The following is a 13725-nucleotide window of genomic DNA, read 5'->3' on the forward strand; positions in this document are numbered from 1 at the left end:
TCATTTTAATATTTGAAACGACTGATCATTACCTTCAAATCAGCAGCCATCGTTGAAAGCAACTGTGCAGAAGCTGATATTTCCTCCATGGAAGCCAGTTGCTCTTGTGAGGAGGCAGCAACTTCCTCAGATGTGGCGGCATTACCAGTTGCAATCGTCGCCAGCTCGTTGGCTGTCGCTGCAATTTCTTGTACACTGGCTGATATTTGCTGTGCAATCGCAGCGACCTCCTCTACCTGAGGCGTTGTCTCTCGAATGCCTTCCATCGCATGACCCAGCTTGACAATGGTTGCTTTGGAAATCTGCAGTCCATCCTGCACCTCAGTCGTGACCCTGTCCATCGTCTTCACTGTTGTTTCGGTTTCATGCTGAATTTCGGCAATCAAGGTGGCAATCTGTGTGGCGGATGTCTGAGACTGCTCTGCCAGCTTACGCACCTCATCAGCAACGACGGCAAAGCCTTTTCCATGATCACCCGCTCTGGCTGCCTCAATAGCTGCATTCAATGCCAGCAGGTTTGTCTGATTGGAGATATCACCGATAACTTTCGTAATTTCACCGATTTCATGAGAGCGGGCTTGCAAGGTTTGAATCATCTGGTTGGAACGCTCTACTGATTGATGAATGGAATTCATTTGCTCGCCTGTCTGCTCAACAGACTTTCGTCCTTCCTCGGCTTGCAAGGCAGATCGTTTGGCCAAATCAGCTACCAAAATCGATCGTTCAGCAATTTGGGTGATCCCTTGTGCAATTTCATCCAGGGCCACCGAATTATTTTCCAGCCCTGTAGTCTGCTTCTCTGCACCACTGGCAATTTCTTGCACAGCCTGGGACACCTGCTCACTTGCAGCACTGGTTTGTTCCGCGCTTATTGTGAGTTCATTCGAAGAAATTGCGACATGATCTGCACTGTTCCCTACGTTCTGAATGACAGATCGCAGGTTATTCTGCATATTTTGAAAAGCCACTCCTAATTCTCCGATCTCGTCCTCGCTCTTTACTTGAATGTCCTGTGTTAGATCTCCGGCGCTCACATTTACCGCTTGTTCTTTTAACTTTAAAATCGGTTTGATGATGGAACGAATCAGGAAATAAACAATGATAATACCAATCACAAGACAACCGACGATGGTTAGTAAAGTGCTGATCAAAATCGGGCCTGCTGCTTCATCGACTTCAGACAAATACAGCGTTCCGCCTATCTTCCAGCCAGTCAGCTTGTTAGTTGCATAGTTCATATATTTGGACTGGCCTTCATACTTATACTCGTATTCACCAGTATCGCTCTGAAACATGCGTGATTCAATATCTGTAATTTTGGTGCCTGCTTCCTTCGTCGGATGTACAATGTAGGTATGGTTGCTGTCCAGCAATATGGCATAACCTTCATGACCTACTTTAATATTGTTCAACGTCTCTTTAATACCACTAATTTTCAGGTCAATGCCAATAACACCCGATCCATCTGACGTTGCCCGGGACACCGTAACCGTCATTTGCTTCGAGCTTGCCGAAAGATAGGGAGAACTAATCGCTGTCTTTGCTTGCTCTTTTATCGCTTCATCGTACCAAGGTCTGACCCGTGGATCATAATTGTCCGGTAATTGCTTCTGTGGATAGGTTATAAATTTACCATCCTTCGTACCATAAGAGATGGATTCTGCTTCAGGATGAAGTGCAGCATATTGCTTAAAAAACTCTTCCAGTTTGGCCGCTTGTTCCTCCGTCTCTACCCGATTGCCTTTTAGTCTTTCTGCAAAATATTCTGCGTCATGTACCTTGGGTTCGATAGTACTATCAATAATAAAATTAGTGCGGATGATAGCCTGCTCGGCACTTTCTTCAATCTGGTTTCGAATCTGCTGACTGGCGCTCACAAACGACAAAGCCCCCACGATCATGGACGGTAAAATCAGAAAGGCAATAAAGGCGACCATTAGCTTCGTTTTAAAATTTTTGCTGAGCATCCTTGCGACTAGCCACTTTTTTCCTGATAACTTCTTCATTAATAAACATCTCCATTTCATTACCTAGATTTCCTAACCTATGGTGAACCTCTTCGTCTTGCCGATGATGACAATCACCCGACAGACTCTCTTTCACATTTTTCACATCTGCTGCTAAAACGCTTGGACATAAAAGATATAAACACGCTAGTCAAATAGGTATATGTACTTATTTTCGAAAACAGCAAGGCTGGTCGGAACCGGTTCTTTGATATAATATACCTAAAAAATATTAAAAAAAATGCGTAGCACATGTTAAGAAAATATTAGTTTCATTTCACTATACCTACCTCTTAACATGAAAATAATCCCCTTGAAGGTAGCAAACATAGGGTCATTTTCGATAATCACCATATGCTTACTACCCCCAAGGGGATTAGGTTTGATCGCTTTATTCAGTTCAATCCAACAACACCTTCAGATCTTCAAGCCTGGTAACAGGTGCCTGACAGGTAAAATGCTCACACACATATACGGCTGGTTTGCCTTCCACAAGATCGTAATCACGGATATAAGAAACCGTCTCTGCAATCTCCGACTGTCCTTCATCCTTCAAAATAACGACCGTATTCGGCCTGAACCCAGCTCGAACTGCCTGAATGAACTGTACGGTCTGCAGATCGTCCCTATGACCTACAATCACAATCTCCTTCGTCGTTCCCGTCGCATACAACAACGCGCTGAGTAACGCGGAGTGGCCTGACGGGTAATGAGCAACCATACCGCCAAAAGCCTTAAACTGCTTGGCTGCATAGTTCTCTAATTGAGATTCACCCGTTAGCCGCGCAAGCCTCACAAAATTATAGGCCGCGATGCTGTTACCCGACGGAATCGCACCGTCATAGATTTCTTTAGGCTTGGCAATTAGCTGCTCACTATCTGACCCATAAAAGAATAATCCGTCCCGTTCCTCATCCCAGAACAAATCGATCATATTTTGATTGAGCGTCAACGCCCGTTGCAGATACTCTATATCGAAGGTCGCCTGGTATAACTCGATCAAGCCCCACACATAAAAAGCATAATCATCTACATAACCGGGATAAGCTGCTTCTCCGTCCCGATAACGTGCCAACAGCCGTCCGTTCTCCTGTCTCAAATGGTTCCACAAAAACGTCTCAGCCTTCCGAGCTTGCTCTGTATATCTCGTGTCTCCAAAAGCTTGTCCCGCCTTCGCCAGAGCAGCAATCATCAACCCGTTCCACGAGGTCAAAATCTTGTCATCCTTGTGAGGATGAACACGTTGCTCTCTGGCAGCAAACAGCTTGGCGCGTAGCTCACTAACCCGCTGCTCCAGTTCCTGCTCAGTCAAGTCATGCTTGATCCCATAGGCTTCCAGATTGATATCAATCAGGTTTGGAATGTTGTGGCCTTCAAAATTTCCGTAAGGTGTAATTCCATACAAATCGTTGAAAAAGGCGGCATCCTCATCGCCTAGTACAGCCCTTACCTCAGAGTCGTCCCAGACGTAGAATCTCCCCTCTTCTCCTTCGGAATCCGCATCCTCCGCCGAATAAAAGGCACCATCTGCATCCGTCATGTCTCTTGCGATATATGTAAAGATTTGTTCTGTAATCCGTCGGTACAGTTCCTTGCCTGTCACCTGCCAAGCCTCTGTATACGCGATGGCCAACAGAGCATTGTCATACAGCATTTTTTCAAAATGCGGCACCAACCATTTCTCGTCCACGGAGTATCGTGAGAACCCCATGCCTATATGGTCGTAGATTCCGCCCCGGGACATCGCATCCAGCGTCTTCTCTGCCATTTCCAGTGCCTGTTGATTTCCCGTATGCTGTGCATATCGCAGCAAAAAAGACAGGTTATGCGGAGAAGGAAACTTAGGAGCTTCCCCGAAGCCGCCATATTCCTTATCGAAGGTGTGGCTGAATTCATGGAAAGCTTTATTCAAACTCTGTTCATCCAGTTCACCGCGATAACCTGCAAGCAAGTCCTGCCGCTCATGCTCGGTAAGCACCTGCTCACTCAGCTCCACCAGCTCTTCGGGCTGTTCTTTCCACCGGGTACCCACCTTGTCCAGCAGCTCCAACAGTCCGACACGGCCAAATTTCTGCTCCTTGGGCAAATACGTCCCCGCAAAAAAAGGCTTCTGATCCGGCGTCATCAATATCGTCAGTGGCCAGCCTCCATGCCCCGTCATCGTCTGGCAGATGGACATATAGATATGATCCACATCTGGACGTTCTTCACGATCCACCTTAATGGATACGTAATCCCTGTTTAATACCTCAGCTACTTCTTCATCCTCGAAAGATTCTCTCCCCATTACATGGCACCAATGGCAAGTTGACTTAAGCCCCACTAGGAATAGCCTACTGACAAAAATACAGGTTTACCCTCCCGAGAGGCTTTTTGAAAGGCTTCGGGGCCCCAAGCCATCCAATCCACTGGGTTATATGCATGCTGCAGTAGATAGGGAGACTTTTCATTTATTAAGCGGTTAGCCTTCCGTTCCTTGCCTTCAATAAACTCTCTCATCGTTAAACCTCCCAAAGACTTATATTCTTTCTTACACTTTCAATATAACCATTTCATAAGAAAACTAAAAGACCTCAAACGAGGTCTTTTGGATTGAATTTATAGAATAACTCATTGTATACCTTGTTGGCTGCTTTAATCGCTTCTTCCGAAGGATGGTTTAGAACAGTGGCTGTTATGTTATACCCCTGACTCCGGTACTTCACAACCTTTTGTCCTTCTTTATTATAACTTATTTCAGGAGTGGAGTTGTCCTCGTCCTCTTGATGTGCTATTTCTCTAGCTCCCACTTGCCCCTCCTCCTTCAACAATTATCTTTAAATCAAGTGCAAGCTTGTAAAATGCTCTCCACCTAATTTTGCTGTATGTCGGTTCGCTGATCGGCGGTTGAAATACGAAGCTGTACACCCGCTGATCTGTAATGTAATCATGCTCCGTGGTCATGTAACGCTCCTCGATAAGAAAACGTTCCAAGCGAGGCATACGCTTTACAGCTCGTTCTACCCGCTCACAATATTCCTTGCGAAATGCAGCCGAATCTACATTATGAATAGCAATGTTAGCTGTCTGATCGCTAGTAACATTCGTCGGGCTGCTGCGCGGCATGTCGCTATATGCCGCTGTCGTGCTTGCCTCACGTTCTTCAACACTGAGGTACTTATATATCCTGTATTTCTCAAGAGCCGCCTCCACAGCAGCCTGTGTTCGCTTCCGGTCGATCTCCGGTAAAAAACTCTGTTGACCCACCTTGTAATCACCTCATGCTCTGTATTAAATCAAATCCCCCGACCGAAGCCGGGGAGTGTATAAGTGCGGTCTACTTAGAAAGGCAAATCGTCGTCGGGGTTATCTCCACCTGCAGCACTTGCGGCAATCTCGGCAGCCGCTGCGGCCTCTTCATCATCCAGCTGCAATTCAGCTTGGTTTGGATCGTCTTCCCGACTAACGTCCACTGTACCATCCTTGGCGATGGTCCCTTTAACACCCTCCCGATATTCCGCCTGCTGCTCACGGAATTCGTCTATATCCATTTGGGACTCAGTAATGGTTAGTTCCACATCGGAGCCAGCCAGTTTGTAAAATTCAAATGTCTGAGCGGCAGAAGAGTCGCCTTTCACCTCAAAATCCAGAATGGTCTTTTTAGAGTCCTTGGAGGACTTCTTGAATTCGGCTGTTAGCTCCACATCTTCCAAACCTTTAATGCTCAAGACAACTACTTCCCGGGTGAGTTGATTCAGCTCTGGACGATGCTCGTCGTCACCTTTTACATAGAACTGCACAAGTTCCTTTTTAGAGTCTTTTGTCTGTTTATTGAAATGAGCTTTAATAGTTACGTTCATGGGTGGTTACCCCTCTCAGTTGTTTTATTTATAGAAAACGAACAGTATCGACAACGCCAATATAGATGCAACACAGATACAGGCCATGTTACGGGCGAGCTCTTTATTACGGTCCCCTTCCGCTACTGTTCCGAGGAAAGAGATTACTAGAATTGAGCCCAGCAGGATCTTAAACCACATATTTGACGGTCACCCTTTCGGCTTGCTCTTGTGAGCATATTTATTATTAGGGTCCGGCTTTACCACGCCCATCATAGCCAGTTCATGGACTACTCGCAGCTTTGACAATCCCGTAAGCTTGGCGATGCGCGAACGAGGTACACCAGCACGGTCCAATCTGCGAATCTCCTTGACTGTCTCTTTTGGTAAAGGTGCCTGTAAGCTATTTAATAGTAGATCCGGCCCAATTGAAGGTGCATCGTAACCATATGGACCAGGAACTTTAGGACCGCGCTGCTCTTTGATCTGACCTCCTGAGCGGTGCTTACGTTTGATCATTGTAATCAATCCCCTCAGAATATTAGATTTGGCTGTACCGTAGCCGTCCGGTGCTTCGCAATCTCCACATATTGCTGTCCCATTTCGATAATGGTTGCCTCCCGGTTGTTTTCGAGAGCTACCTTTAATGTCGTCCCGGATCCTCCGAATGGATCAAGTACGTTTCCGCCCACCGGAGCACCTGCGAGTATGCAGGGGTCAATCAACTTTTCTGGAAACACTGCAAAGTGTGCTTCTTCAAATTGAGCTGTGGCCACCGTCCAAACTGATCGTTTGTTTCGGGATCCGTAATATTCCTTATCCTCCCTGTCCTCCCTGTGCTGTTTGGACTGACCAGGAACATTGCCTTCATTGACCTTCCGTTTGAAACTGTACGACTTGCCCACTGCCTTCATGTGGCCATTTGTCTTAGCCCCGCCGTTTGCCCGATCACTGCCGCGCTGCCCCTCGAGATCCTGAGACAGTCGAGCGAGACTTGATTCCGCCATATGCTCTTTAATTGCTTCGTGGTCATAGTAGTAACGTTCTGACTTTGACAGCAGGAACATGTATTCATGGGCTTTTGTAGGTCGATCCGTGACGCTCTCCGGCATTGGATTCGGCTTGCTCCAAATATTGTCCATACGCAGATACCAGCCATCCGCTTGGAGCGCAAAAGCCACACGCCAAGGAATCCCTATCAGGTCCTTTGGTTTTAAGCCGTTTGGCATTGACCTACCTGGCCTCACACGGTCAATGTCCCCCTGCTTATCGGATAGGTAATGTTTGCCGTGGTATCGGGCATTAAAACCCTCATCTCTCCTTGGTCCGGCACCAGCGTAGCTATCTCCATAATTGAGCCATAGCGTACCGTCATCTCGTAGCAACCGCCAAACCTCTCGAAACACCGCCACACTATGAGCAACAAACATTTCTGGCGTGGGCTCCAGACCAAGGCATCCAGTCCATGCTGGCACGGTTACAGGAGGTAAGCCCGGCATAGGTGTATATGTCACCTCGGGCCAGTCGCTGGCAGGCAGACCATAATCCCTCAATCCCCAATACGGGGGACTGGTTACGCATGTATGGAAGTATCCGGCTGGCAGCGTGGGCATTACCTCAATGTTATTTCCTTTGATGATCATGTCTTGCCTCACTCCTCCGTGATATGTGGTGTATTCGGCCTCATCAAACATGGTCCGACATAGTGACTCTTATAAATGGAATCTATCTATCTACCATATAGGGAATCTCAAAATGAAAGGAGAGAAACCCGTATGGTAAATCAAGTGTTAAAGTATCAAGTTGCTGTGTATTCATTCCTCAATCGACACCGTTTTTTCAAGATGATTTGGGACAATCAGGTCGCAATCACATCTGCACTCCCAGCAATTATTTCAAAATTCACGATGTAAGCCCGTTTGGGCTTATTACATAAATATGGAGCTTGTATCTTGGACTACATTGAGAAAGTAAGCTGTCCAGGCTCCTGCTCCGCGTACCGTTCCAGCACCAAATTATTACCGGACCCCGTGCAAAGCTCCGGCAGATTCGCCCGTACAAGTGCCTCGGCAAATGGAGGCGGTACAGCATTACCGCAGCGTGCTACCTGAGCAGATTTGGAGTATCGTTTACCGTCTGCATCCGTGTCGATGATGTAGGTACTTGGGAAGCCCTGAGCTGCAAATAATTCATGTGGCTCAAGCATCCGCATGCCTATATCGACAATTTGGTAATCCACCCCGTGGATCGTCACCAGTCCGAACCTATCTTTGGTGGTGATGGTGTGCAATGGTCCATCCATTGTCTGCCCGTTGTCAGCCGACCCATAATACTTAAGAAGGAATGCCCGCACCTCACCGAAGTGATTCCCGCCGGCTGTTATAGTCTGAATCGGTTCCTCTACCGGCTGCCCGATGTTCGTTCCCTTCATCTTTACAAGGTGGCTAGTCACAAGAGCGCTCTTACCCCCGCCTCCGGCTGTAACGGTACCGATAGCCTCATGCATTGAGCTGCCAACCGATTCGCCAAAATGTCGGGCGATATGCGCAGTTACCAAGGCATTATGATCCACGGTGGTTACTGTAGAGAGTGGGTCTTCCACTCCGTTCCCCGCTCCGGTGTATCCGCCTCCGTAATGCTTAATGAGGCATGCAGCAGCAACAGCAAATTTATTTCCCCCAGCCGTAACCGTACCAACTGGCTTTTCCAAGTCCAGCACACGCCGTCCTTCTGGATCTCCATAACCCATCTGTATAAGAGTTGGACTCACCAACATATGGTGACCGCCTGTTGTGACCGTACGTAGGGGTTCCGTAGGCGCATTACCGGGGTGGCCCGTCGTATTCACGCCAAGTACAGGTGTTACGAGTAAGTGCTCCGCCTTTGTCGTAACCGTTGTGAGCGGATCAGTTACCTGGTATTGCAGCCGGTCAGCCCCAAATCCGGTTTGTCCGATCCGGGCAATATACGGGGTGACTACTCCCCAACCGTTTTTAGCAGTGATGGTTTTAAGTGGATCATCTATGGAATCGCAATAATGGTGGTTGCTTCCGGCAAAATTGACGCGCATCACAAACGGCTGTGGATTGTTCAGAACAAACCGCTGAATACCTCGGGCTATTCGACGCAATGTGTTTTCCGCTAATGGCTTTTTCCGCTCGAATATTGAAGGACAAGGCCGGGACCAGTCTATAATCTCCGCAGCCGTTCGCCATGGCTTCCGTATGCCCGCCTTGACCTCGGGACTGTCTGGCGCCCCATGTGTTGGCTCGGGCCAGACAATCGGACGACCATCTCGCCGCGCTATAAGAAACAACCGCTTGCGAATCGTTGGCGCTCCGTAGTCACACGCCCGCAGTTCCTTCCACTCGACGCGGTATCCCTGCCGTTTGAGGGCATTAACGAAACTATTGAATGTGCGGCCCTTCCGGTCAGGGTCTGGATATCCGTCCTTTAGCAGCGGCCCCCATGTCTTAAATTCCTCCACATTTTCTAACATGATCACCCGGGGCTTTACAGTAGCAGCCCAGCGGACAGCTACCCAAGCCAGTCCACGTATACCCTTTTCTACTGGCTTACCGCCCTTAGCCTTGCTGAAATGCTTACAATCCGGTGACAGCCACGCCAGCCCAACCGGGCGCCCCGCTGCAACCTCTCTCGGGTCCACATCCCAAACTGATTCGCAAAAATGCTCAGTATCAGGATGATTGGCCCGATGCATGGCGATAGCTGCAGGGTCGTGGTTGATGGCTATGTCCACGCTTCGTCCGGTCGCCAACTCTATTCCTGTGGAGGCACCCCCACCACCCGCAAAATTGTCTACTATAATCTCCTGCATTCCGTGTCCTTTCTGGCTCTAATGAGCACATGCGTTCCGTATTTTAGGCGCAGCTACCCGCCGCAGGACCCAATAGCCCCGGGTGTTATGCCTTATTTAAGATGGATTCTATGACTTCGATTTGGTATGGTTCGTTGTCCAGCAGCGGCATGTATTCGCGCATTCTATAGAGGTTGAGAGCGATTCGAGCTATGATATATGCATCCACCACGTTGTCGCTTTTGTGGGTGTAGCCGAAATGCAATTTTGCTGCATCTGCCATTGCTTTTTTCTTCGCCTTCCCCTGCAGACGCTTCTTACTTCCTGCTTCCCCCTCCCAGCCAGTTACAGCTACATACTTTTTAACGGAATTCGGCATTACCAGATTGAAACTCAAGCCTTTCCGATGAATAATGGTCCGTAAATTTCCATGTATCATCCCGGTTGTAAGCCCTCTTTGGGTGCCAGGAACGGCATCCTCTTTGACAATTTCGTCCCTAGGCTGGAGCAGTTGGTAAAGCTGATTTTGTAGAGAGACAAGCTGAGGAACAGTTATTCCACCCTTTATTTTAGGACCTTTTCCTTGAATGTCCGTCTGTACCAGCACATTCCCGTCAATGTCCAAAGCAACAAGCCCCGTTGTCGTCGCTGGATCAATTCCAACGAATCTCATAGCCGGATCTATCTCCAAAAGAGTCATCGCTTCGCCGCCTCCCAGTTTCGCTGCCGCCCATACTCTGTAATCTTATATAGGTGGTCCTGGTTGGCCCGGGCAATCACATTTTGCAGGACCTTGGTAGCTTCTCCAGGCGGTAGAGTCTCACGCGCCTGTTGTCGGATCAACCCTATCGTCACCTGCAGCACATCGAACAGTTCTGAAAGAGTCCGGCGTTGGTCGTACTCCTTGGACTCCACTTCCTCGATCAGCTCATTAACTTCCTCTTGAAGCTTGACTCGCATGTCTCCAGGCTGGTAGCCCTGAATCGGATAGTCCAGCACTGGAATTACGATGGCTATAAATTGTTCACTCATGGCTGGTCACCTCGTTCTCGAATACGTCTCGTTCAGTGATATCCATAGCCATCGTGTATTCACCTTGTTTAATAATTTGTGGATCTGCTAAGTCCACCAGAAAATAAGTCCCGTTAAGACTGATTTGTTGACTCTCGGGAAAAATATCAATTTCTTTAACTATCATCAACGCTTGGTCAACCTGAGATTCGAACATAAACCGTTGTTCCTCTGTCAGCTTGATTGTTACGGGTTGCATGTGTATCCTCTCCCTATTTAATTAGTCCAACCATCCTGATAGATTCGGCATAGCTTTTGGCGGCTCTGGTGGCGTTTCTGGAGCCTGTTCCGGTTCGGTAGGTGTGTTGGTCGGTTCCACTTCTTTCACAGTGTTGGAGGCTTGCTGCCCAGTCTGTGAAGGCATTTCCTGATACGTCCATCCGAGTATCTTGTATTGCTCTTTCAGGCCAGGAAACTTGGCTACCAACTCCCCACGCCGATACTCTTTGACCTTTGCAGATACAAGATCATATTGCTTTCTCAAATTCGTTTTAGTAGATTCATCAATCAAAGGGTCATCCAGCATCGGAGCCTTTGAAACGAGCCATTCCAGCGACTTCTGATAGCCTGCTTCATCTACGATTTGCCCCATGTTCTCTCACCTTCTTTTCAAGCTCATATTTATCGTCCTTCGTGAGATTCATGAAGCGGCTTGTTTTCCGATTGAACATCATTTGTATTGTTCCGGTACCGATCTTCCGGCCTTTGGCTACAATCAGCTCCATGACCCCTTTCAGAACCGTGTCCGGGTAATAGTAGTCGTCCCGGTAAAGGAAGATAATCACGTCCGCGTCAAACTCAATGTTTCCGCTATCCCGTAGGTCTGACATCATCGGACGTTTGTCCTGCCGATCCTCACATTTCCGTCCGACAGAAGAGATTACTACCACTGGGATACCCAGTACCCGAGCCATCTTTTTGAACTGTGACGAAACATAGGATACACGCTCAGACGTACTCGAGAATTTCCGTTCTGACTCAATTAATTGAAGATAGTCAACATAAATGATTAGGCGCGGATTCCGCTTTTTGAGTGCCTTCGCTTGGCGCCAAATGTATTCGATTGTCATGCCCGGTGTGTCGTCGATGTAGATTGGTAACGACTCTAAAATCTCAAGCGCCTTACTGTAGCTGTCCCAATCGTTTTCCGTTAGGCGACCCGTTCGTATCTTTTTGCTGTCGATGCCACCTAGAGCGCATATGTGGCGTTCTGACACATCTTTGGAGGGCATTTCAGCCGAGAATATAGCAGCAGTAGTTCCACCCTCAGCAGCCGCTATAGAGTCATTAACAATGTAGGCTGTTTTTCCGATACTGGGCCGTGCCGCTACGATGGTCACATCTCCAGGCTGGTGACCGCTCCCCATCTCATTCAAGTCGTCGGATGCTGTTTTGGTTCCCGTAATCCCCGCCCTCGAACCACGGTCCAGAATTTCTAGGTGGTGACCGTCCAGCACTTCCGCCATTCGAAGCATGTTGTTCTCGGCCTGTCCCTTTTGGAGTTGGTTAAGCTCATCCATTCGTTCCTGTACAGACGTTACGTCAATTACTCCCGCAGCCGATGCTTCTTCGAAAGCCCTAGCGGCTTCCCGTTGTACATACGCCTCTCGAACAATGGACTGATAGGCTTGGTAGTTATGAACCGCAGGAACTGCATCACGAAGCTGCATGAGGTAGCTCACTCAGCCGATCTTCGCAATATTCCCGCCCCAGTGTTGGACCATCAACAGCGGGTCAAATGGGTCAGGATTTCCGGTGAACTGTTCATAAGCAAATCGAAGCGTTGTAAGGATCAGCCCGTGTCTTTCATCAGCCCCAAAATCTTCGGGAGTCAGGTAACAATCATCTAGCAGTTCGGGTTTGTTCAGGATTGACCCGAGGACTGCGCGTTCAGCGTCAAGACTCATGGTTCAGCCTCATTCGAGCGTTCAAGCGCTCCAGTCGTTCCCGAATGTGGTCAGGCATAGGCACGGCTTGTTGGTTATATTCTTCAAGGGCCAAGGCTTCCGCCTGTTCTTCTGCCCGTTGTAGCTCGTAGAAAGAGGGCTGCGTATCCTCTTCAGTACAAATGTCAGAAATGGTAGGAGCAAACTTGCTTGTGCGTATATGCTTGCCCAGACGCTCCTTTGCAACCTCATAGGGAATATCCGCAAGCATTTGATGCCATAGCTTGGTCACAGGAACCGTTATTTCAAAGTAGGGATACGCCGTCTTGATTACCGCTAGGAAGCTGGCTGTTTCCGTTTGCTTCACGCGCTGCTCCCTCCTCGTAGAACTGGTTTAAAATAGACATTTCCTCTTGGTTGCGTTGCTGTTTGGTTTTAACAGGAGCTTTCGCCTGGTCCTTCTTTATCCAAACACGCAGAGTTTTGTTATGGTCCTTTTTGTGTTGGCTCTTCTTTTTGTTACTTTGCCATTCGTCCAAGGCTTCGATGGTGTCATCTACCTTTTGCTTACCGAACTCAGAGCAGAGTTTTTCATATTGTTCTTGAGTGAGAAAAACTGTGTCGTGAAATTGAATCTTTTCAGGAGTAGGTGACATATCTTCTATCTCTTCTTTCTTTATATTTTTCTTTCTTTCTTTATTGGGGGGTGAATCGTCCCCCTCTCTTGGTGTATGATTAGACCCCTCAGAGGGGGAGGATTGTACCCCGAGAGATTGTTTTTTCCTAGGGGGCGTTTTGTCCCCCACAAGCCACTGGTCATAGTTTTTGTTGAATCGGATTTTACGAGATTTGGACCCGTAAGCTTCCTCTGTTACAACCAGCACCTTACGTTCTATAAGATAAGATAATTCCTTTTTTACGCCTCGCAGGTCGCCTTCGAGATATTCAGCGATGAAACTCACGGCTAATTCATGGTCCTTTCGCCCGTACCCGTAAGTGTATCGCCAGACCGCCAGGACAATCGCATATTGAGTTCCGTTAAATTTGTGGTACCTCTTCACGATGTTATCGAATATCTCGTTGGCGATCCTCGCGTACCCATTTTCGAGTTGGGGGTTTGCCATTCC

The 13725-nt window shown here is 48.1% G+C and carries 15 protein-coding genes and 1 pseudogene; all 16 read right to left on the reverse strand.

What is annotated here, in order from left to right; all coding sequences use genetic code 11:
* Nucleotides 1-5 precede the first annotated feature (5 nt).
* Nucleotides 6-2006 carry a methyl-accepting chemotaxis protein gene (locus MKX30_RS24310; RefSeq protein ID WP_053325403.1) on the reverse strand — a complete coding sequence of 667 codons (2001 nt, stop codon included), beginning with the start codon at nt 2004-2006 and terminating at the stop codon, nt 6-8.
* Between the two features lie 400 nt (nt 2007-2406).
* Nucleotides 2407-4505 (reverse strand): annotated as a pseudogene (locus MKX30_RS24315) (thioredoxin domain-containing protein).
* Between the two features lie 74 nt (nt 4506-4579).
* A complete protein-coding gene (locus MKX30_RS24320; protein ID WP_341063682.1) occupies nt 4580-4795 on the reverse strand; it encodes a hypothetical protein in 216 nt (71 codons plus the stop codon).
* The gene (locus tag MKX30_RS24325; RefSeq protein ID WP_322174926.1) at nt 4785-5252 is read right to left on the reverse strand and encodes an ArpU family phage packaging/lysis transcriptional regulator; all 468 of its coding nucleotides are present in this window, start codon (nt 5250-5252) and stop codon (nt 4785-4787) included. The genes MKX30_RS24320 and MKX30_RS24325 overlap by 11 nt, the downstream gene beginning before the upstream one ends.
* Before the next feature lie 74 nt (nt 5253-5326).
* Nucleotides 5327-5845 carry a hypothetical protein gene (locus tag MKX30_RS24330; protein WP_341063684.1) on the reverse strand — a complete coding sequence of 173 codons (519 nt, stop codon included), beginning with the start codon at nt 5843-5845 and terminating at the stop codon, nt 5327-5329.
* 189 nt (nt 5846-6034) lie between these two features.
* Nucleotides 6035-6343 carry a hypothetical protein gene (locus MKX30_RS24335; protein WP_341063686.1) on the reverse strand — a complete coding sequence of 103 codons (309 nt, stop codon included), beginning with the start codon at nt 6341-6343 and terminating at the stop codon, nt 6035-6037.
* A gap of 14 nt (nt 6344-6357) precedes the next feature.
* Nucleotides 6358-7467, reverse strand: coding sequence for a DNA-methyltransferase (locus tag MKX30_RS24340; protein WP_341063688.1), 1110 nt, complete (start codon nt 7465-7467; stop codon nt 6358-6360).
* 314 nt (nt 7468-7781) lie between these two features.
* Nucleotides 7782-9662, reverse strand: a complete 1881-nt coding sequence (locus MKX30_RS24345) for a DNA cytosine methyltransferase (protein ID WP_341063689.1) — start codon at nt 9660-9662, stop codon at nt 7782-7784.
* 85 nt (nt 9663-9747) lie between these two features.
* A complete protein-coding gene (locus MKX30_RS24350) occupies nt 9748-10341 on the reverse strand; it encodes a hypothetical protein (RefSeq protein WP_341063690.1) in 594 nt (197 codons plus the stop codon).
* Nucleotides 10338-10673, reverse strand: coding sequence for a hypothetical protein (locus tag MKX30_RS24355; RefSeq protein ID WP_341063691.1), 336 nt, complete (start codon nt 10671-10673; stop codon nt 10338-10340). Before MKX30_RS24355 ends, MKX30_RS24350 begins: the two co-directional genes overlap by 4 nt.
* Nucleotides 10666-10911 (reverse strand): hypothetical protein, encoded by a 246-nt coding sequence (locus MKX30_RS24360; protein WP_341063692.1) that lies wholly within the window; start codon nt 10909-10911, stop codon nt 10666-10668. The genes MKX30_RS24355 and MKX30_RS24360 overlap by 8 nt, the downstream gene beginning before the upstream one ends.
* A 21-nt stretch (nt 10912-10932) precedes the next feature.
* Complete coding sequence (locus MKX30_RS24365) at nt 10933-11304, reverse strand: hypothetical protein (RefSeq protein ID WP_341063693.1); 372 nt, start codon at nt 11302-11304, stop codon at nt 10933-10935.
* Complete coding sequence (locus MKX30_RS24370; RefSeq protein WP_341063694.1) at nt 11285-12394, reverse strand: replicative DNA helicase; 1110 nt, start codon at nt 12392-12394, stop codon at nt 11285-11287. Before MKX30_RS24370 ends, MKX30_RS24365 begins: the two co-directional genes overlap by 20 nt.
* Nucleotides 12395-12619: a DnaB-like helicase N-terminal domain-containing protein gene (locus MKX30_RS24375; RefSeq protein ID WP_341063695.1), complete on the reverse strand. Its 225-nt coding sequence runs from the start codon at nt 12617-12619 to the stop codon at nt 12395-12397.
* Entirely contained in the window at nt 12609-12965 is a 357-nt protein-coding gene (locus MKX30_RS24380) for a replicative helicase loader/inhibitor (protein WP_341063696.1), read from the reverse strand. Before MKX30_RS24380 ends, MKX30_RS24375 begins: the two co-directional genes overlap by 11 nt.
* Nucleotides 12904-13722, reverse strand: coding sequence for a replication protein (locus MKX30_RS24385; RefSeq protein WP_341063697.1), 819 nt, complete (start codon nt 13720-13722; stop codon nt 12904-12906). Before MKX30_RS24385 ends, MKX30_RS24380 begins: the two co-directional genes overlap by 62 nt.
* Between the last annotated feature and the right edge of the window lie 3 nt (nt 13723-13725).

It is taken from the genome of Paenibacillus sp. FSL P2-0173 (assembly GCF_038008045.1).
Lineage (GTDB): Bacteria > Bacillota > Bacilli > Paenibacillales > Paenibacillaceae > Paenibacillus > Paenibacillus polymyxa_B.

Bases quoted from the DNA above. Each gene is read 5' to 3' on its own strand.
- MKX30_RS24350 (WP_341063690.1), bottom strand. From the start codon at position 10,341: ATGACTCTTTTGGAGATAGATCCGGCTATGAGATTCGTTGGAATTGAT.
- MKX30_RS24330 (WP_341063684.1), bottom strand. From the start codon at position 5,845: ATGAACGTAACTATTAAAGCTCATTTCAATAAACAGACAAAAGACTCT.
- MKX30_RS24335 (WP_341063686.1), bottom strand. From the start codon at position 6,343: ATGATCAAACGTAAGCACCGCTCAGGAGGTCAGATCAAAGAGCAGCGC.
- MKX30_RS24310 (WP_053325403.1), bottom strand. From the start codon at position 2,006: ATGAAGAAGTTATCAGGAAAAAAGTGGCTAGTCGCAAGGATGCTCAGC.
- MKX30_RS24355 (WP_341063691.1), bottom strand. From the start codon at position 10,673: ATGAGTGAACAATTTATAGCCATCGTAATTCCAGTGCTGGACTATCCG.
- MKX30_RS24340 (WP_341063688.1), bottom strand. From the start codon at position 7,467: ATGATCATCAAAGGAAATAACATTGAGGTAATGCCCACGCTGCCAGCC.
- MKX30_RS24375 (WP_341063695.1), bottom strand. From the start codon at position 12,619: ATGAGTCTTGACGCTGAACGCGCAGTCCTCGGGTCAATCCTGAACAAA.
- MKX30_RS24365 (WP_341063693.1), bottom strand. From the start codon at position 11,304: ATGGGGCAAATCGTAGATGAAGCAGGCTATCAGAAGTCGCTGGAATGG.
- MKX30_RS24345 (WP_341063689.1), bottom strand. From the start codon at position 9,662: ATGCAGGAGATTATAGTAGACAATTTTGCGGGTGGTGGGGGTGCCTCC.
- MKX30_RS24360 (WP_341063692.1), bottom strand. From the start codon at position 10,911: ATGCAACCCGTAACAATCAAGCTGACAGAGGAACAACGGTTTATGTTC.
- MKX30_RS24385 (WP_341063697.1), bottom strand. From the start codon at position 13,722: ATGGCAAACCCCCAACTCGAAAATGGGTACGCGAGGATCGCCAACGAG.